This is a genomic window from Kitasatospora sp. NPDC043949, assembly GCF_056435365.1.
On the sequence record NZ_JBWKEQ010000019.1, the window covers coordinates 1 to 18399 of the forward strand.

The 18399-nt window shown below is 72.1% G+C and carries 14 protein-coding genes; 8 read left to right on the top strand and 6 right to left on the bottom strand.

What is annotated here, in order from left to right:
- Nucleotides 1-551 precede the first annotated feature (551 nt).
- A complete protein-coding gene (locus AC07AL_RS17640) occupies nt 552-974 on the top strand; it encodes a hypothetical protein (RefSeq protein WP_400807360.1) in 423 nt (140 codons plus the stop codon).
- An 888-nt stretch (nt 975-1862) separates the two neighbouring features.
- Here AC07AL_RS17640 and AC07AL_RS17645 read toward each other — a convergent pair.
- On the bottom strand, nt 1863-3098 hold the full coding sequence (locus tag AC07AL_RS17645) for a hypothetical protein (protein WP_363589152.1): 1236 nt from the start codon (nt 3096-3098) through the stop codon (nt 1863-1865).
- Nucleotides 3099-3957: 859 nt separating this feature from the next.
- Here AC07AL_RS17645 and AC07AL_RS17650 point away from each other — a divergent pair.
- Nucleotides 3958-5211 carry a serine hydrolase gene (locus AC07AL_RS17650; protein WP_400807364.1) on the top strand — a complete coding sequence of 418 codons (1254 nt, stop codon included), beginning with the start codon at nt 3958-3960 and terminating at the stop codon, nt 5209-5211.
- A 440-nt stretch (nt 5212-5651) separates the two neighbouring features.
- Here the strand turns inward: AC07AL_RS17650 and AC07AL_RS17655 are convergent, their stop codons facing one another.
- Complete coding sequence (locus AC07AL_RS17655; protein WP_400807367.1) at nt 5652-6287, bottom strand: TetR/AcrR family transcriptional regulator; 636 nt, start codon at nt 6285-6287, stop codon at nt 5652-5654.
- A 114-nt stretch (nt 6288-6401) separates the two neighbouring features.
- On the opposite strand from AC07AL_RS17655, the gene AC07AL_RS17660 reads away from it, so the two are divergent.
- On the top strand, nt 6402-7454 hold the full coding sequence (locus AC07AL_RS17660; protein WP_400807369.1) for an alpha/beta hydrolase: 1053 nt from the start codon (nt 6402-6404) through the stop codon (nt 7452-7454).
- 203 nt (nt 7455-7657) lie between these two features.
- On the opposite strand, the gene AC07AL_RS17665 is transcribed toward AC07AL_RS17660, so the two are convergent.
- The 3 genes from AC07AL_RS17665 to AC07AL_RS17675 form a co-directional block, all read right to left on the bottom strand.
- Nucleotides 7658-7981: a hypothetical protein gene (locus tag AC07AL_RS17665; RefSeq protein WP_363589160.1), complete on the bottom strand. Its 324-nt coding sequence runs from the start codon at nt 7979-7981 to the stop codon at nt 7658-7660.
- A 185-nt stretch (nt 7982-8166) separates the two neighbouring features.
- Complete coding sequence (locus AC07AL_RS17670; protein WP_478317768.1) at nt 8167-8457, bottom strand: hypothetical protein; 291 nt, start codon at nt 8455-8457, stop codon at nt 8167-8169.
- Between the two features lie 201 nt (nt 8458-8658).
- Entirely contained in the window at nt 8659-9840 is a 1182-nt protein-coding gene (locus tag AC07AL_RS17675; RefSeq protein WP_478317769.1) for an alpha/beta hydrolase family protein, read from the bottom strand.
- 587 nt (nt 9841-10427) lie between these two features.
- Between AC07AL_RS17675 and AC07AL_RS17680 the strand changes: the two genes are divergently transcribed.
- Nucleotides 10428-11501, top strand: a complete 1074-nt coding sequence (locus AC07AL_RS17680) for an RNA ligase family protein (protein ID WP_478317770.1) — start codon at nt 10428-10430, stop codon at nt 11499-11501.
- 469 nt (nt 11502-11970) lie between these two features.
- The gene (locus AC07AL_RS17685; RefSeq protein ID WP_363580318.1) at nt 11971-13023 is read left to right on the top strand and encodes an alpha/beta hydrolase; all 1053 of its coding nucleotides are present in this window, start codon (nt 11971-11973) and stop codon (nt 13021-13023) included.
- An 85-nt stretch (nt 13024-13108) separates the two neighbouring features.
- Here AC07AL_RS17685 and AC07AL_RS17690 read toward each other — a convergent pair whose 3' ends face one another.
- Nucleotides 13109-13804 carry a tyrosine-protein phosphatase gene (locus tag AC07AL_RS17690; RefSeq protein WP_478317771.1) on the bottom strand — a complete coding sequence of 232 codons (696 nt, stop codon included), beginning with the start codon at nt 13802-13804 and terminating at the stop codon, nt 13109-13111.
- Nucleotides 13805-14000: 196 nt separating this feature from the next.
- Between AC07AL_RS17690 and AC07AL_RS17695 the strand changes: the two genes are divergently transcribed.
- The 3 genes from AC07AL_RS17695 (at nt 14001) to AC07AL_RS17705 (ending at nt 18327) form a co-directional block, all read left to right on the top strand.
- A complete protein-coding gene (locus tag AC07AL_RS17695; protein WP_363618774.1) occupies nt 14001-14930 on the top strand; it encodes an AurF N-oxygenase family protein in 930 nt (309 codons plus the stop codon).
- A 108-nt stretch (nt 14931-15038) separates the two neighbouring features.
- Entirely contained in the window at nt 15039-16850 is a 1812-nt protein-coding gene (locus AC07AL_RS17700; RefSeq protein WP_478317772.1) for an FAD-dependent oxidoreductase, read from the top strand.
- 361 nt (nt 16851-17211) lie between these two features.
- Nucleotides 17212-18327 carry a hypothetical protein gene (locus AC07AL_RS17705; RefSeq protein WP_400807385.1) on the top strand — a complete coding sequence of 372 codons (1116 nt, stop codon included), beginning with the start codon at nt 17212-17214 and terminating at the stop codon, nt 18325-18327.
- The last annotated feature ends 72 nt before the right edge of the window (nt 18328-18399 follow it).

The window sequence follows — 18399 nt, forward strand, 5'->3', positions numbered from 1 at the left end:
CCATCCGCATATCGCATGCGAGACGGTCTACGCCGACAGGTGACCGTCCGTCAGTAAAACGGCAGATCCATCACCCCAAAGAGCAAATGTCAGTAAGCCCGGAACACGGCACCGGCCAGGACGACCCACGGCCGAACACCGGATGCCGGATGCCGGATGCCGACGGAACACGCGGCCCGGGAACCCCAGGTTCCCGGGCCGCACCACCACCCGCGACGAACACCGGACCACGCCGCCACAGCCACCCCGCACCACCCCTGTCAGGGCGCAGCGGCTCCCGGAGCGGCCTGCTCCAGCACGTGGGCCACCGCCGCGGACAGTGCGCTACGCACGGCCTGGGGCGCGGTGAAACGGCTGCGGTTCGTCGCGCCGTGGTGCAGGATCATCAGCGTGGCGGCCCCGAGGTGCGTGTCGGGGTGGCCGGCGGTGGCCGGCAGGCTGCGCGACCTCTCAGCTTCAACGCCCAGGGGATCAAGGCCGAATGGAGCAGTTCGGCGGGCAGCTGTGTCTGGCCGAGTCCTAGCGTGAGACTCCAGGAAGCATGCACAGAGATGGAGATCACTATGGGATCGCTGAAGACTGCCACCGGTTTGATGGCTGGCGCCCTCGCTTTCGCGGGACTCTGCGCTCCCACGGCTCAGGCCGCGGCCGCGACCCCGTTCCCGGTCACCATCGATATCTTTCCCCTCGTCACTTATGTGGGGAACGCTGCCGGCGTGGGGTTCACCTACAACTGCTCGGTGTCGGTGGGGAAGCTGCGCATCGTGGCCTCGTTGACGCAGCCGAGCGGCGCAACTGGTTCCAACTTCGCCACCAAGTACACCTGCACCGGTCAGCCGAAGACGGTGGTCATCTCCGTGAACCCGAACGGGGGCACCGGTAGCTGGGTGGTCGGGGCGGGAACCGCCTCAGTCAAGATCCAGGGAGCCGGTTACACCCCCACCACGGTCACCAGCCCTGTTGAGCTCCTCTGACGAGACCGGCTCGATCACGCGTCGTCAGCAGGGGTCTTTCGACCGCACGACCCGGGAACGGCACTGCCGCGGCCAGGGCACCGTGCACGCACAACCCGCGTCAAGCCGTAGTGGCCTCGCAGGTCACGCTGCCGACGGACGTGGATACCACCCCCGTGAGTGTCGTCCCGTACCGCTCGCCACCAGGGTGTCCCAGAGCGGGTCGGGCTGGCCGGGCACCGTCCTGTCCATCGCCCGCCACGCGGCGGCCAGCTCCGCGTAGATCGGTTCGCAGGACGGGGCCAGGGCCGTTTCGGCCGCAGGCTGTGCGCCGGCGGTGATCGACTTCCCGGTCGCGTCGTACCGGCCGGGTGCCGGCGCGGGGCGGTGACGGCCCGCTGGCGGCAGTGCTGTGCTCACCTGCGTTTCAACGAGCCGGCCGGGGCGCGGGTACGCGCCCCCGGCCATACAGGGGACGCGGGTCATGGGGTTTGGGCCGTTGGTGGCACGAGCGGATGCCTGCCGTCCCGGTGCGCCTGCCCCCACGCTCTGCGGCGTGGCCGAGTTCGTGAGTGAGCGACAGCGCGGGCTGGCGGACGCGTCCTCGGGAGCGGGTTGTGCGCGAAAGGTTCCGTGTGCGGGCCGAGGGTTGCTGAATTGAAAGACATCTCCCGCCCGGGGGCCTGGTGCGCGGGTGGGGGGGGGGGGGGGGGGGGGGGGGGGGGGGGGGGGGGAGGGGGGGGGTGGGGGGGGGGGGGGGGATCCCCGCAGCTTTGTGGGTGGTGGTCCTGCGGCGGCCCCCCCCCCCCCCCCCCCCCCCCCCCCCCCCCCCCCACCCCGGGGTGCCGGAACCGGGTCCGCATCGCGGCGCGATCGTCGCGGTGCGGGACCGGTGGGCCTGTCGCGGTCCTAGCTCAGGATCGCGGTGATCCTGACGAAGCCGTTGCCGCCCGCCGCGCCTGCCACGCCCGCACCGGCGGCCGCGGCGGCGCCACCCTTTGTGGGGTCGATGCCGGAGGTTCCACCGGCACCTGCTGATCCACCGGTGGTGCCGGTCCCGCCGGTGCCGCCGTTACCGCCGATACCGACTCCCGGTACCGGAGCGGCGGGGCCGGTCGGCACCCCGCCGGCCGTGCTGCCCGGCCCGCCCGCGCCGGTTGTCACCCTGTTGTTTCCGCCCGTGCCGTCCGTGCCGCCGCCACCGGCGGTGCCGCCGAAGAACGTCGTCGCGGAACCCTCGGGGCACACTGCTCCCGGCCGGGTGGCGGGTGCTCCGCCCGTCCCGCCCGTCCCACCGTTGCCGTTGGCGCCGCTCGCGCCGGGTGTGCCGTTCGAACTGGTCAGGATGCTGCCTCCACCGCCGCCGCCGCCCGCGCCGCCGGGCCGCCCTCCGGTGCCCTGGTGGCCGCCGCCGCCAGGGCCGGCGAACGCCAGTTCCAGGGTGTGAGGCGGAACACCTCCCCGGAAGAACACGCGTGACTCGCCGCCGTCCCCGCCGAAGACGCCTTGCGTGCCGCCGGCGCCGGTAGTGCCGTTGCCGCCGTTGACGCCGAGGTTGTTGGTTCCCTCTGTCCCCCCGGTGCCTCCCGTCCCACCGGGGCCGCCGGCGCCGTCACGTGCGGCGACCCGCCCGGATCCGACGTGCACCGTCACGGTGAGGGGCTGGGTCTCGTCCAGCGGGAACACGCACTTGGTGTAGGCGCCGCCCCCGCCGGCCCCACCCCCGCCGCCGCCCCCGGCATTGCCGCCGCGGCCCCCGTCGCCGCCGTCGGTGCGGGTGGTGATGGACAGGCCGGTACCACCCCCGCCTCCTCCTCCGCCGCCACCGGCCCCGCCGCCGCCGCCCGCGCCGCCGCCACCCGCGCCCCATGCCTCGATCTGCAGGGAGGTGACGTTCGGCGTGATCACGTACGAGCTGTCACCCGGCGTCGAGAAGTCGGTGACCTGCTGGTTCTGCCGGGGTGTCGCCTGGGCGGGCGTCGGCGCGATCGCCCCGGCGGTCAGCACGCCGCCCAGCGACAGCGCGGCACCGACCCGCACCCACCCCCGCTGTCCGTTCTTCGACAGCCCGCCTGCGGGGCAGACGGCGGGTGCCTGCGGCAGCGCGATCATGCCACCGGTCCGTTCCTTGCGCTTCCTGATCATCTGTGGCCAGCACTCCGTTCATGGTTCTTCGAACCGCTGCCACCCGGCAGCGCAGACCATCCCTACCTCCAGGGAGCCCGCGCCGCGGCACACCGAGATCCGAACACCGCCCGCCGTCCACCCGGATGACGCAGCGGCATCGACCGAACGCCCATTCCCCTGCTGCGTCCGGGTCTTCGGGCGGCCGTCCAACCGTGAGGCCGACGTGCCTGGGCCGGTGAGGGACGGGTGTTGGCAGGTGAGCGGTGACAGGGGCCGGGCGAAGCGGAAGGGGGTCGCGGCCGAATCGCTGGAGGTCGTCGCGGAGCCTGCCGGGGTAGGTGATGTCCTCGATCGCTTTCCAGTGGACGCTCATCGGCGACACGTTGAAGACGGTGAACCTCCGGGCCGCCACGTCCTTCCCCGCGACATCGACGCTGACGAAGATCAGATAACCCTCTGCTGCGCAGGACAGCGCGGTCGGCGAATTCCCGGGAGGGGACCTTGTCGGAGGGGGCGCTGTCGAAGGGAGCGTTTCCGGAAGAACCACCCAGCGCAGGGAATCGACGGCGTCACCGGGTGATCGGGGTGGGACGACAAGCGTGTGACACTCGCGGACAGCGGGCTGGTTTGAAGATCGGCAACATCGGCGACATCGGCGACATTGGCAACATCGGCGGCAACCCGGCCCGGCCTGGCGATGCACCGGCCCGGCGGCCAGGGGCTTGTATTCGACGTCGACGCGGTGGGGACCATCCACCAGCAGGTTCCCGGAACCCGTGGTCTCGCGTGAACAAGTATGGTTCGCAGCAGCAGAGTTGAATCGATCGCCGAGAGCGGGACCGCCTCCCTCGGCTCTTACCCTGCGGAGGGGGCAAAAATGATCGAAAATCCCGGTACGGACGCGCCACCGCCGACCGCCCAGGCCCAGGTGGGCTGGCTTGTGGACGCCTCGGCCCGGGTGCCGATGACGGACACCGAGATCCACGACCACATAGCTGCGCCACTCCTGGCTGCCAGCGGCGGTCCGAACGCTTTCAACGCAGTGCTGCACCAACTGGGTCCGCTCACCCTGAACAAGATCGTCGAGTCGGGTCGGGATCACGTGCAGGCGGCGGTCAGCGGCCGTGACGGCGACTACCTTCTACGGGTGTGTGTGGCTCCCTCGGGCCTGGTGAATGATGTGAGCCTCACTCCCGACGAGGCGCCGCTCTCGTCGTGGACCCAAGTCGACGACATGCTGGCCGAGTTGGGAGCCCGCGTGTCGTTCGCCGCATCGCGGATCGGCCCGGATGGGCGCTGCGAGCTGGTGCACGGTGTACGCGCCGACACCCAGCGGCCGATCGGCTCGGCGTTCAAACTGTATGTGCTGGGCGCGCTCGCGCAGGCCGTCAGCGAACAGCGAGCGTCCTGGGACGAATCGCTGGTCATCCGCGATGACCACAAGAGCCTGCCCTCGGGCCGACTGCAGGACTACCCGGCCGGCACCGCGGTCACGATGGCCGAGTCCGCCGACTGCATGATCTCCCTCAGCGACAACACCGCGACCGACCACCTCATCCACCGGCTCGGCCATGACGCGGTGGCGCACCAAATGGACCTGTTCGGCCACCAGCAGCCCCGAGCGAACATTCCGTGCCTGACCACCAAGGCGTTCTTCCAACTCAAGGCCAACCAGTACCCGGCCCGCGCGGACGAGTACCTGGCACTGCCCGAACACCACCGCTCCGCCGCGCTGCGGGAGCTTGAACGACTCCCCCTGCCCGACGTTCGCGAGACCTGGCCCCAGCCGAGGAAGATCGACCAGATCGAATGGTTCGCCTCACCGATCGACATCTGCAACGCCTACGCGGCGCTGTGGCGGTTCGACCAGCCCGAGATCGAGCACGCACTCACCCTTAACGACGACGGACTGAATCTGGCCCCGTCCCGATTCCCGACCGTCTGGTACAAAGGCGGCAGCGAACCCGGCGTCATCACGCTGAACTACCTGGCACACACGAGCGACGACCGCACTCTGGTCACCAGCCTGATGGTCTCGGACGCCGGTACAGCCCCTGACAAGGTCGCCATGGCGCTGAAAGGCCAGGCCATCATCCGAGGCGCATTCGACTTGCTGACCTCACAGGATTGAACCCTGTCTGTCCCGGGCCTTGATGCCTTGTGTGAGCCACGGTCGCTGCGGCACCGCCGAACCGCCACCCGGCTCCTGCTGAGGGCCTCACTTGGGGCACGCCTGCCGACCTGGACATCCGCCGTACCGCCGCGTACGGGACTGTGGGGCGCCACGCTCGAACCGCCGTATCCACTGCCGTTGGAGATTGACGATTGCTCTGTCGACTTCACCGCGGGCCGGACCTCGCCCAGGACCTCACGGCTCAGCGATGGGTCGATCCGCATGCGGCAGCGGACGAGTCACAGGTCGTCGGACCATGAAGAGGCCGGTCGAGCCGACATGACGTCGGATCGACCGGCCTCTTCGCTGTCCGGAGGCCCCGGGGGGCCTCCTCGTGGTTTCGAGGGGCCCTCGGGGATGGCGCTGCCCCGGCGGGGCCGGCTCCCGGCGGCTGAGGGTCAGCCCTTGGTTCCTCCCCGCAGGCCGTCCAGCACAATGTCCGTCAAGCGCTCCGGCAGATCCGGCTCGATCGGGCGGTGGCCGAGCAGGCAGCGGGTCTGGAGCGGGGCGCAGAGCAGTTCCAGTGCCAGGGCCGTGTCGGTGTCCGTCGGGAGTTCCCCGCGTTCGACGGCTCGGCTGACGATGACGCCGGCCTGGTCGAGGCGGGACTGCCAGAAGGTCTGCCAGGCCTCGGCGAGGTCGGGGTCGTCGGAGCTGAGTGCGGCCGCCCGGGCGACGGACCGGCCGGTCGGGGTGGCGAGGTATCCGGCCAGCGCGCGGGCGAAGGCGGCCAGGTCGGTGCGGACGGTTCCGGTGTCGGGGACGGGGATGCCTTCGTTGCTGCCGGTGAGCAGGGCGTCCAGCACGAGCTTCTCCCGACTGCCCCAACGCCGGTACACCGTGGTCTCGTTGACCCCTGCGCGGGCCGCGACCCCGGCGATGCTGAGCCGGTCGATGCCCTCCTCGGCCAGCACCTCCGTGGCGGCGGCCAGGACGGCCTGGCGGACGCGCGCGGCACGGCCGCCCGGGCGTCGGCGGATCGTATCCGGCGTCGGCTCCGGCTCCGACGTCGGCTCCGGCCCTTCTTCGGTCATGTGTTGATCACCTCGGCCACCACATTAACGCAAGAGTGCTTGCATTAGGTGCCGCCCGGGCGCATAGTCGTTAATGCAAGCGTCCCGGCTTTAAGCGCAGCAGGAGGCACCACTATGTCCTTCACCTGGCCCCTGGACCCGCAGGACCTTTTCGTCGAGCGCTACCCGCAGATGACCCTCGGCCTCCCCGCCGACGAGGTGGACGCGGTCCGCGCCGCCGTCACCGAGATGTGGCCCGACCGGCCCGGCGGCTGGGTGTACGAGTGGTCCGCCCTCGCCGCCCGGCACGCCGAGGCCGGGCGCCACCGCCTGGCCGCGCAGGCGTACGGCTGGGCCAAGTTCCCCTCGCTCGCCGACGAGCCGAAGCGCACCGCGCTCGCCCGCCAGGTCGAGCAGTACGTCCTCGCCGCCCCCGGCTTCCCGGTGGAGTTCGAGCGCCGCACGCTCACCGTCCCGTACCGCGGCGGCGACGCCACCCTGCCGATCCACCTGATGGCCGCCCCCGGCCTGCCCGCCGACGCGCCGGTCGTGCTGGCCAGCGGCGGCGTGGACTCCTGGAAGACCGACCTGCACGGCATGTGGGAGCAGCTCGCGTTCACCCTGCCGGCGCGGCTGCTGCTGTTCGACCTCCCCGGCACCGGCGAGACCGCCCACCTGCCGATGACCCCGGACGGCGGGGCCGAGGTGATCGCCGGACTGGTCTCCTTCGCCCGCACGGCCGGCAACGGGAAGGTCGGCCACTTCGGCATCTCGATGGGCGGCTACTACTCCGCCCGGACCGGACTGACGGGATCGGTGGACGCCTCCGTGGTGCTCGGCGGCCCGGTGGAGCGCTCCTTCGCTCCCGGTCGCGGCTTCGCCTTCGGCATGGACGGCATCGTCGGCAACGCCCTGGGCTTCGACGCCGCGCCGAGCAGGGCCGAGCTCGACGCGGCCTTCGCGGCCTTCGACCTGCGCCCGCTGCTGGACCAGGACGCCAACGGGCCGATGCTGGTGGTCAACGGCAGCGAGGACGTCCACGTCCCCCTGGACGACACCCTGGTGTTCCAGGGCCGCCGGGACACCCGGGTCGAACTGATCCCGGACACCGGCCACTGCGCCATCTCGCGCTTCGGCGAGGCGATGGCCGTGATCGCCCCCTGGCTGAAGGACGCCCTGGGCGGCTGATCCGGCGCGGGGGTGGATCGCTGCTGGCCCAGGGCTCGGGTAGATCGCTGCTGGCCTGGCGCTCGGGTGGATCGCTGCTGGTCAAAGGATTGTGCCGATTCGCCGCACCAGAACGGTCGGTCGACTCGACAGCCGACCGGCCGTTCTGGTTCCACAGTGGCGACTGGGTGTCGATCGCGCCGACACCCGGAGCCGACCGCCGATCAGGCGGGGATGGGGCGGCAGTTCTGGCCGTTCACCCACAGGGAGCCCTCGGCCCAGCCGGTCTGACACTGGTACGCCGCGCGCGTCGTCCGGTCCATGACGACGAAGTCGCTCAGCGGGCCCCAGGTGGTGCTGTCGCAGGAGCGGCCGAACACGTTCGGCGGCTCGCTGCTCACCTCATCGCACCGGATCACTCCACCGACCCGCTTGCCCGGGGCGCCGTGCACGCCCCCGTCGGCCCCGTCGGCCGCGCCGGCGGCGCCGACACCGGTCAGGCTCAGGACGGCGGTGGCCATGCCGGCGGCGAGGAGCAGTCGTTTCATGAGGGGACCTCCTGGGTGGGGGGCGGGACTCCGCAGACAGTTCCCGTGCGGTCCACCTGCGTATCGGCCCATTCGCATGAACACGTCATGCTGTCGCCGCCCCGGTGACGACGGGAGCGAACCGAGGAGGCCGGTCGACCCGACATCACGTCGGGTCGACCGGCCTCGTTGCGTGTCCGGAAGGGTCAGTCGATTTTCACGCTCGCGCCGAATTCGAACGTCCCGCTCTCGCCCGGCGGTACTACGGCGATGACGGACCCCGCGCAGCCCGGCTGGTCGTAGACCTGGGCGGGCTTGTCGGTGCGGTTCTCGACGATGAGGGGCCAGATGTCGCTGCCGTAGCAACCCGAGGGGTTGTTGTAGGACTTGAAGCCGACCCGGAGCTGACCGGTGGCCGCCTGGGCCGAGCCGGGCACCGCCACTGCCACCATCGCGGCCAGGGCCACCGCGCCGAGCGCCTTGCTGATCCGTCGCATGTCGTCACTCCAGAGTGTCCGGGAAGCCGCCGCGGATGGCGGCTGCGCCGGAGGACTGCCCCGATTCGCCGCAGGTCACGGCCCTGCGGCGGCCGAATCACCTGATCGGGTGCCCCGGCCCGCTGCGCGGTTTGCGGCCCACCCGCCACCCGCCACCCGCCATTTGCCACCCGCCATTTGCCACTCGCTAATCGCCACTTGCTACTTGGCGAAGCGAACCTCCGGGAAGGCCGTCGAGGGCCCGTCCAGCAGTCGGCTCGGGCGGTTGAGCAGGTGCCGGTCGAAGAACGCGCCGAGGTACGCCCGGGTGGCGGCGAGCGCGCGGTCGCCCTTGATGGTGCCGTACTGCTCCGGGGTGGTGTCGGGCGGCAGCTGGTCACGGACGCCGAGGGAGTCCACCAGCCAGTGCATGTCGCAGAACGACAGGTGGCCGGCCTCCGGCAGGTCCAGCCAGCGCTTCCAGCCGGTCAGGCGCTGCCAGGTCTCGTCCCAGTTGGCCGTCGCGGGCCTGCCGGCGTGCCGCTGGGCGCCGAGCAGCAGCACCGGGCGGGCGAGGCCGTCGGCCGGCAGCGGCGCGAAGAAGTCGCCGTCCAGGTTGGCGGCGGCGCGGATCCGCCGGTCCTCGCTCATCGCCTCGATGGCGCTCGCGCCGCCGATCGAATGGCCGGCCGCGCCGATCCGGGAGCGGTCGACCTGCAACCCGCGGACCAGCCCCGGCCCGGGCGCGGTCAGCTGGTCGATCAGGAAACTGATGTCCTTCGCCCGACTGCGGGTGACCTCGGCCGCCCGCTGGTCGTCCACCTGATCGCAGATCAGGCAGGTCTCCACCCGCCCGTCGGGGAACTGCACGACCGTCTCGTACGTGTGGTCCAGCGCGGCCACCACGTAGCCCCGGGCCGCGAGGTCCTCGGCGAGGGCGGTGAGCGAGGTGCGGCTGTAGCCGTAACCGGGGGAGAGCACCACCACGGGGTGCCGCCCGGGCGCGGGCACCGTACGGGCCTTCACCCCCGTACCGACCTCGCTGAGAGCCGGGGTGCCGAACAGACCGGTCGACACCTCTGGCGAGATGTACGGCAGTTGCTCCCCGTGCTCCCCGCGCGCGGACTGCGCCGGGTACCAGAGGGTGGCCATCAGCTCGCGGCTGGCGGCGTCCGCCCGCCAGGGGTCGTGCCGGGCCTTGTCCACCAAGTGGACGGACGTGGCACCGATCGCCCGTCGCGTCGTCGGCGCGGGCACCTGCGGTACCTCCGCAGCCGCACTCAACGAGAGCGTTCCGGCCGTCGGGGAAGCCGCCAGCGCGGCCTGCGGACCGGCCAGCGAAAGCAGGACGGCAATGGGCACGGCGAGCAGCACAGCAGTCCGCCACCGAGAAGTTGTCGACATACCGCCACGCTAGGCCCGCCCCCACCCCCACCGCGTCCTGCCCGCGACGTAACCCCCTCCACCCCAGGTCGCATCCGCCACACCGCCCACGCCCCCCACCCGGACGACCCCACCTCCACCTGCCCGCCCTTGCGTAAATCGCCCATCTTTGCGCAGAGTTGGACGCCCCACCGGCCCCACCCGTCCTGCGGCGCATCGGAGCTCGCATCGGCCGCGCCTCCGACCCCGGGCGCCTGCTGGCGGTCCCCTCGACGCTGTAGACACACGAACCCTGAACCTCGCCCGGGCTCAGCGACCCTCGGGTTTCGATGGCGGCTACCGCACTTCCTGGATCGCCTTACGTTGGCGCTGTCTACCCGGGTAACGGTTCCAGCGCGGCCAGGGCGGCTCATTCCCGTGTTGGTAGGGAGGGCGTGGTCAATCCGCCACCTTGTGCGGCATTCGTCTGCTGACGTTGCCGTTTGCTCCAAGGATTGTCCCGGCGCGGGCGCTCTGCGACGGTTGGGGCTGCGCGTAGCGGGGGTTGTGTGTGTGGGGGGGTGAAACTCCGTTGTCCGGGGGTGGGGCTCGCGGCGATGATTTCGGGTGTGGCTGACACCAGGTTCGAAGGCTCCGCGTTGCGGCCGTACCCCAAGATCTCGGCGAGGGGGCGGCTCTCCGCGTCCGGGAACCGGGAGTGGGTTGCCGTGGAGAAGGTGCACGGGGCGCACTTCGCGGTGGTCTGTGAGGGGGGTGCGGTTCGTCCGGCCAAGCGGCGGGAGCTCCTGGGGGAGGACGCGCTGGACGGCTTCTTCGGCGTCAGCCGGGTCTGGCCGGCGCTGGCGGTGGCGGCCGCCCGGTTCGCCTCGGCGGTGCGCGAGGCGGCGGGCGGGGGCGCGGGCGGGGGCGCAGGTGGGGGCGCTGTGGTGACTGTTTACGGTGAACTGGCCGGCGGGTGCTACCCGCACCCCGATGTGCCCGCCGTCGCCGGAGTCGAGCCCGTACAGACCGGCGTCTGGTACGCGCCGGGGTTGGAGTGGCTGCTCTTCGACGCCACCGTCGACACCGCCGAGGGTCGGTCCTGGATCTCCGACCGTGCTCTGCGTGACGCCGCGGGCACCGCCGGCCTCGCCTGCGCCCCCTCGATCGGGCGCGGTGCGCTCACCGTGCTCCAGGAACTGCCGGCCGCCTTTCCCACCCTGGTCCCCGCGCTCCTCGGGCTCCCCGAACTCGCCGACAACCTCGCCGAGGGCTACGTCCTCAAACCCGCCGGCACCTGGCGGGAGACGGGTCCCGAGGGGGCCGGCGCGCGTCCGGTGGTGAAGGTGAAGCAGCAGGCCTTCGCCGAGGACGAGCGCTACGACGGTGCCCGCCCGTACCTGCCGCCGCCGCAGGGCGCGGCCGGGGTCCCCGCCTGGCTCCTGGTCCAGGCCGCGGCACTCCTCACCCCCGCCCGCGCCGCCGCCGCCGTCAGCAAGCTCGGTCCGCGTGCGCCCGAGGACGTCGTGGCGGCGGAGCTGACCCGGGACGTGGCGGAGGAACTCGCCGAGGCGGTGGGGGGATTGGACGGTGACGTCCTGCGCGCGCTGGAAGCCGCCCTCGGGCCCGGAGCGCGCTCCCTGGCGGCGTTCGACGCCGAGGACCGGCGCTCGCCGACGAGCCGGGCCGGGCTGACGGGCTGACGGGCTGAGGGGCTGAGGGGCCGAGGGGCTGACAGGCTGAGCGGTCGGGCTGGTCAGGCCGGTCGGGCGCGGAAGGATTCCTGAAGAACGTCGCCCGCCCATGCGGAGGGCCCGTCGCCGGCTCCGACCGAAGGGTGACAGCGCAAGGGTGGGTGGGGCGTGGAAGTGGGAGGGGTGTTCGGGAAGAATATGTCGGTCGGTCTACTGATTCCTTGCCGCCGCCCGGGTGGTGCGCGCAGGAAGTCGGCCTGGTCGACTTCCTGCGCGGATGGAGGCGGTGGAAGTAACGGCGATGGAGAAACTGTAGACCGGTCTACATATTTCTTGCCGGAGAGGGCGTCGGTGGTCGAGGGTGGGTGAAGGGGGCGTCGAGAGGGGCTTCCGCCCGGGGTGGGCCGGGCCCATCATGGGCTCCCGGCCCCAGCCCCCGGTCGAGGGCTCCGGGTGAGGCTCCAGGAGGCAAGCAGAGATGGCGATTCCCTTCCCTGTCCGGATCCAGTCCGCCGTCGTCCGGGGCGCGTACGCGCTGCCGGAGGGGCTGCGGCGGGCGATCGCGGGCGCGCCGGTGGTGCGGGACGGTCAAGTGCTCTCGCTGGACGCGCAGTTGATCCTCAAGTTGCAGCGCCTGTCGAAGGCCGCCCTGGTGCTGCCCGCCGGGGTCGGGCCGTCGCGGGAGGCGATGGAGCACGCGCGGTACCTGGTGGGCGGGGCGACGATCCAGCCGGTAGCCGTCCGGAACGTCGGAATCCCGCAGGAGTACGGCGAGTTGGCGGCCACGCTGTACACGCCGGGCAGGCTGGCGGCGGGTTCCGGGCTGCTGGTGTACCTGCACGGCGGGGGCTGGGTGGTCGGCAGTCGGGCCAGCCACGACCACGTGGTGCGGTTCCTGGCGCAGCGGGCGCAGGTGCGGGTGCTGTCGGTGGAGTACCGGCGCGCGCCCGAGCACGCGTTCCCGGCGGCTGCGGACGACGCGCTGGCCGCGTTCGACTTCGCGTACGCCAAGGCGGCGGACCTGGGCGCGGATCCGGAGCGGATCGCGATCGGCGGCGACAGCGCGGGCGGGAACCTGGCGGCCGTCACCACACAGGCGGCGGTGCGGCGGGGCGGTCCGGCGCCGGTGTTCCAGTTGCTGCTGTACCCGGCGGTCGACGCCTCCGTCCGGCGGCCCTCGCGCGACCTGTTCACCGACGGGTTCTTCCTGACCAGCGCGGACATGGACTGGTTCCTGGACCGCTACGCGCCCGCGCCGGCCGACCGGACGGACCCGCGCCTGTCGCCCCTGCTCGCCGCCGACCTGTCCGGGCTTCCGCCCACGTACGTCGGCACCGCGGGCTTCGACCCGCTGCGGGACGAGGGCGAGGCCTACGCCGAGGCGCTGAAAGCGGCCGGGGTGACGGTGCGCCTGAGCCGCCAGCCGGACCTCATCCACGGTTACGCCAGCTACCTCGGCATCGGCCGCCGCTTCCGGGAGGCGACGGCGGAGGCGGCCGAGGCGCTGCGGCAGGCGCTGGGCGCCGCGTAGCGCGCAACCAGGGGCGGTACGGCTCGGCGCAGCACCGGGCGGGGGCCCGTTCGGAGGAATCAACGGCCCCTGCCCGGCTGCTCGTTCAGGCCGGGATCCGCCGTGCCTCGGCGAGCTCCGACGCCTGCGCGCCGTGCGCGAGGAGGTACTCCGCCACCGATCCGTGGTGACTCCGGATCGACAGCAGCGCGCGCCGCAGATGCACTTCGCGTACGGGCAGGGCGTTGTGCGCGGCCCCGGCCGGCGGCGGTTTGGCCAGGCCCAGTTCGTCGTTCGAGCGCAGGAAGTCCTGGAGGACCTCCGCCTCGGAGGCGCCCAGCAGCGTCTGCAGGACGGCGACGACGACTCCCGTGCGGTCCTTGCCCGAGGCGCAGTGGACCAGGACCGGCGCGGCCTCGCCCCCGCCGACGAGCAGTCGGCGCAGGACGGCCACTGCCGCCGCGCCGGCGCGCTCGGCCATCAGCGGGTACAGCCCCAACTGGTCGGCAGGCCAGCGTCGTTCGGTGAAGACCGGTGCGTGCAGGTACCGGGCGTCGACGAGGTCGACGGCATCCGGGCGCTCCGCCACCTCCGGGTCGCTGCGCAGGTCGACGACCGTCCGCAGGCCGAGGCGCCGCAGCGTGTCCGCGCCCTCCGCCGCGAGGCCGTGCAAGCTGTGCAGGGCTGCGGAGCGGTACAGCACGCCGCGCGGCAGGGAGCCGACGCCGCCGGCGTCGCGGAAGTTCCGTACGCCGGTGGGGGCGACGCGCTCCGGACCCGCCTCGGGCTGGTTGGCGATCACGTCTCACTGTATCCGGGGGACGGAGAGGGGCGGAGGGGGCGGCTGGGGGAGGCCACGGACGGGAAGGGGCGCGGGAGTTGTGGTCGTGCGCCGTCCGGTGCTGCGCAAGGGGTTCTCGGCGGCGGGCTCTTATTGTACTGTCCGTCTAATAAGCGGGTGAGCGGGCACCCGTAGGGGCAGGCATCTGGAGGCATCCATGGCTCTCACCAACGCGGCGGCAGGGCGGGCGGTGGGTGCGCACGGCCACACCGCGGCCGACGACGACGTCTCGAAGCGGCTGCTGGAGTCCGCCGCGACCCTCTCCTACGACCCCTCGACCGAGATCGACTGGGACGCACCGCTTCCAGCCGACCACTACGGCCTCAACCCGGAGTGGAGCACCCTCTACGGCACCCGGCTGTGGGACGAGATGACCGAGCACCAGCGGGTCACCCTCACCCGGCACGAGGTCTGCTCGATCATGAACACCGGGATATGGTTCGAGATGATCCTCCAGCAGATGGTGCTGCGCGATCAGTACCTGAAGAACCCCGCCAACGCCGAGTTCCAGTTCGCGCTCACCGAGATCGCCGACGAGTGCCGCCACTCGATCATGTTCGCCCGCGCCTGCGAGAAGATGGGCGTCCCCGCGTACCGGCCGAACAAGGTCATCGCCCAGGCCGGGCGCGCGTTCAAGGCCCTGGCGAAGGGTGAACTCGCCTACGGCGGCATCCTGGTGGCCGAAGAGGTGCTCGACGTCATGCAGCGTGACTGGATGCGCGGCGAGAACGTCCTGGACATCGTCCGCGGCACCTCCCGGATCCACGTCGTCGAGGAGTCGCGGCACATGAAGTTCGCCCGGCAGGAGATCCGCGAACGGGTGCGCCACGCCGGCCCCGCCCGCCGCCGCACCTCGGCCACCGGCATCGCCGTCGGCGCGTACGTCATCGTCTCCAGCATGGTGCACCCCGGGGTCTACCGGGCCGCCGGGCTCGACACCCAGCGGGCGATCGCCGAAGTGCGGGCCAACGAGCACCGCAAGGCGATGATGCGCACCAGTTCCCGGCACCTGATCGCGTTCCTCGCCGAGACCGGATTGCTCACCAGCCGCTCGGCCGCCATCTACCGGCGCATCCACATGCTCTGACGACACGTCAAAGGCGGACACGTCAAAGCGACACGTCAAACGCGACACGTCAACAAAGGCTCCGACTCCCGCACTTCACCACCTGTAGCGAGGGACCCCACCCCGGCCATGGCCTACGCGATCACCCGGACCTGCTGCAACGACGCCTCGTGCGTGTCCGTCTGCCCGGTCAACTGCATCCACCCGACCCCGGACGAACCGGAGTTCGGCACCACCGACATGCTGTACATCGACCCGGCCGCCTGCATCGACTGCGGCGCCTGCGCCGATGCCTGCCCCGTGGACGCGGTGTTCCCCGTCGACCGGCTGCGCGGGCCCGACACCGTGTTCGGCGACCTCAACCGTGACTGGTACCGCGACCACCCCAACGACCACGCCTGGCGCGCGCCCACCTTCCCGCGCAGCCTGCCCGACGGGATCGGCACGCTGCGCGTCGCCATCGTCGGCACCGGCCCGTCCGCCGGGTACACCGCGCAGGAACTGCTGCGCAGCACCGGCGCCGAGATCACCATGATCGACCGGCTGCCCGTCACCGGCGGCCTGCTGCGGCACGGGGTCGCGCCCGACCACCAGTCCACCAAGCGCATCGCGGACAGCTTCGCCGGCGTCTTCCACGACCCCAGGCTGCGGATGCACCTCAACGTGGACATCGGTACCGACCTCACCCACGAGGAACTCGCCGCCCACCACCACGCCGTCGTGTACGCCGTCGGCGCGGCCGCCGACCGGCGGCTCGGCATCCCCGGCGAGGACCTTCCGGGCAGCCTTCCCGCGACCACCTTCGTCGGCTGGTACAACGCCCAACCGACCGTGCCCGCCGACGCGGTGGAGCTGTCCGGGCCCGGCGCCGAACGGGTGGTCGTCATCGGCAACGGCAACGTCGCCGTCGACATCGCGCGCATCCTGCTCACCGACCCCGACCGGCTCGCCACCACCGACATCGCCGACCACGCCCTCGCCGCACTGCGCCGCAGCCGGGTGCGGGAAGTCGTGCTGCTCGCCCGGCGCGGGCCCGCCCAAGCGGCCTGGACCAAGGCGGAGTTCCTGGCGCTGCGGCAACTGCCGGGCGTCGAGGTGGTGGTCGAGGACCACCCGGAGGTGCGGGCGGCGATCGAGGCGGCCACCAGGACGATCGCCGCGCCGGACGACGGGACGGCCGACGGGACCACCGCTGCGCCGACCGCCGGAACGGCCGCTGGGCCGACCGCGTCGGACGCGAGGGCTGCACTGCTCGCCGGGCTGCCGCTGGTGCCGTTCGACGGGGGTGCCGGGCCGGCGCCGGGCCGGCGGATCGTGCTGCGCTTCCTGTCCGCGCCGACCGCGCTCACCGCGTTCACCCCGCCCGGTGAACCCGGTGAACCCGGTGAACCCGGCGGGCCCGGCGCGTCCACCGGGGGCGGGCGGGTGACGGGCCTGACCGTCGCCCGGACCACCCTCGTGGGTGGCCGGGCAGCCGAGCCGACCGGGGAGACGGACACGCTGCTGGCCGGCCTGGTGGTGCGTTCCATAGGGCACCGGGGCGTACCGGTGCCCGGGCTGCCCTTCGACGAGCGGACGGCGACGGTCGCGCACCGGGGTGGGCGAGTCGTGGACCCGGCGACGGGGCGGCCGCTGCCCGGTACGTACGTGGTGGGATGGGCCAAGCGCGGGCCGTCCGGCGGGATCGGCGCCAACCGGGCGTGCGCCCGCGAGACCGTGGACGCGCTCCTGGACGACGCGGCGGCCCACGCGCTGGCCGCCCCGGCGGCGAGCCGTACGGACTTCGACCGCCTCATCCGCCACCGTCGCCCGGACGCCGTCGGGCTCAAGGGACTGCGTGCTGTGGAGCGGGCGGAGCGCGCCCGGGGCGAGGCCGAGGGCCGCCCCCGCGTCAAGCTCGCCACCGTCCCCGCCCTGCTGGCGGCTGCCCGTCGGCGGTAGGCGGACAGTCGGCGGGGCGTGAGGGCGGAGCGGAAGAATATGACGGTCGGTCTACTTAATCTGAACGGGTTGCGCACAGGAAGTCGGACAGGCCGACTTCCTGTGCGCGGGTTCCATCGAGCAGCCAAATGTAGACCGGTCTACATATTTTCCCGGGAGCAAAATGACCCCCGCCGACGGCGTGCATCGTGGAACGGAGGTTGAGTCACCTCGCCCGCCGGGACGCCGAACCGGCGCAGTTCGGCTTGATCGAAACTCTCCCGCACGGGGGCGCCCTGCGCCGCAACCTGGTCGCCGCTACGACGTTGAACCGGCCATGGACAACAATGCCGCACCGTTCGGTGCTTGGCGAGGACTCTCGTTGGCGGCAGAGACCGGCTGGGTTCCCGACCGCCACATCCTCAGGGCGCTTCATGCCGCGACGTTCGGCAACCGGTGGTTCACCCAGATCAGCGCGACCGAGCTGGCGGGCCTGGCCGCCATGCCCGATGCGGCCGTCGTGCTCGGAAGCCGACGCGGCTACTTGGCGGACAGTCCGGGGAACCAGGCCCTCGCGGCCCTGCTACGCGAACGGCCGGAGGAGTTCGGGCTGGTCGGTCCCGTCATCCTCGGTGCGCAGAGCCTGCACTGGGAACCGGACCGGGTGGCCGGGACGGGGCGGCTCGGGTTGGCGGGGGTGCAGTGCTTCGACGGGTTCCAGCGACTCGTCACGATCGCCCACATCTCCCGCGAACTGCCGCCCGCAGACCTGGCCAAGGCCGTCCTGTCGGTCATCGTCGTGACCGGCGACGGCCGCCACCGGGTCCGCGAGTTCTGCGACCAGACCGACCGCTACGTCAACTCCGCCGTGCCGCAGGACAATCTCGCCCGCTGTCCGCACCTGCTTGCGGTGCAGGCCGAGTTCCAGGCGGAAGGGAGCTACTTCGACCCCCGGCGAGGCATCGTGGCCGGGCCGCACCCGGTGGGATTCACGCCCGCGGACGTGTTCCGTTCGCTCGCGGCGCTCTCGGCTGCGCCGCGCCCTTATCTGAGCCATCAACTCCACACCCCTGAAGGCCTGGACGCGCTCTGGTCGGACATCACCGGTGCCTCCTACCGGAGCATCGTGCACGAGAACCTGCGGGCGACCAGCGTCCAGGTCGCGGTGGAGGCCAGGCGCGAGACGCAGAAGGCCATCGCCCGGATCCGAAGGCGCCACAACACGGGCTGCTACAAGCTGCTGGAGTACGCGCCCGAACTGGTGACCTGGACGGCCTGCCGGGCCCTTCCGCTGGAGAAGCTCTACGACGGCGGCAGGAACGCGCCGCGCTGGACCGACCTGATCCACGGTGTCCTACCGGCCGAGACCGAGCGGGTCGCCCACCAACTGGTCGCCTCCTACGAGCGGCTGCGCGGCTCGAAGCACATCTTCAAGCTCGCGGCGCCTGAACTCGACCTGTGGCTGGAGCTCGTGGACGACGTCCTCGGCCGGGCGTAGCCGGCCGGTCCTCGTAGCCGGCCGGTCCTCGTTGGCGGCCGACTCCGGTGGATCCGGGTCGGCCGCCGGGCG

Excerpts from the sequence above, each read along its gene's own strand:
- AC07AL_RS17660 (WP_400807369.1), top strand. The coding sequence starts at position 6,402 with ATGTCCTTCACCTGGCCCCTGGACCCGCAGGACCTTTTCGTCGAGCGC.
- AC07AL_RS17670 (WP_478317768.1), bottom strand. The coding sequence starts at position 8,457 with ATGCGACGGATCAGCAAGGCGCTCGGCGCGGTGGCCCTGGCCGCGATG.
- AC07AL_RS17645 (WP_363589152.1), bottom strand. The coding sequence starts at position 3,098 with ATGATCAGGAAGCGCAAGGAACGGACCGGTGGCATGATCGCGCTGCCG.
- AC07AL_RS17695 (WP_363618774.1), top strand. The coding sequence starts at position 14,001 with ATGGCTCTCACCAACGCGGCGGCAGGGCGGGCGGTGGGTGCGCACGGC.
- AC07AL_RS17640 (WP_400807360.1), top strand. The coding sequence starts at position 552 with ATGGAGATCACTATGGGATCGCTGAAGACTGCCACCGGTTTGATGGCT.
- AC07AL_RS17650 (WP_400807364.1), top strand. The coding sequence starts at position 3,958 with ATGATCGAAAATCCCGGTACGGACGCGCCACCGCCGACCGCCCAGGCC.
- AC07AL_RS17665 (WP_363589160.1), bottom strand. The coding sequence starts at position 7,981 with ATGAAACGACTGCTCCTCGCCGCCGGCATGGCCACCGCCGTCCTGAGC.
- AC07AL_RS17655 (WP_400807367.1), bottom strand. The coding sequence starts at position 6,287 with ATGACCGAAGAAGGGCCGGAGCCGACGTCGGAGCCGGAGCCGACGCCG.
- AC07AL_RS17700 (WP_478317772.1), top strand. The coding sequence starts at position 15,039 with ATGGCCTACGCGATCACCCGGACCTGCTGCAACGACGCCTCGTGCGTG.
- AC07AL_RS17685 (WP_363580318.1), top strand. The coding sequence starts at position 11,971 with ATGGCGATTCCCTTCCCTGTCCGGATCCAGTCCGCCGTCGTCCGGGGC.
- AC07AL_RS17675 (WP_478317769.1), bottom strand. The coding sequence starts at position 9,840 with ATGTCGACAACTTCTCGGTGGCGGACTGCTGTGCTGCTCGCCGTGCCC.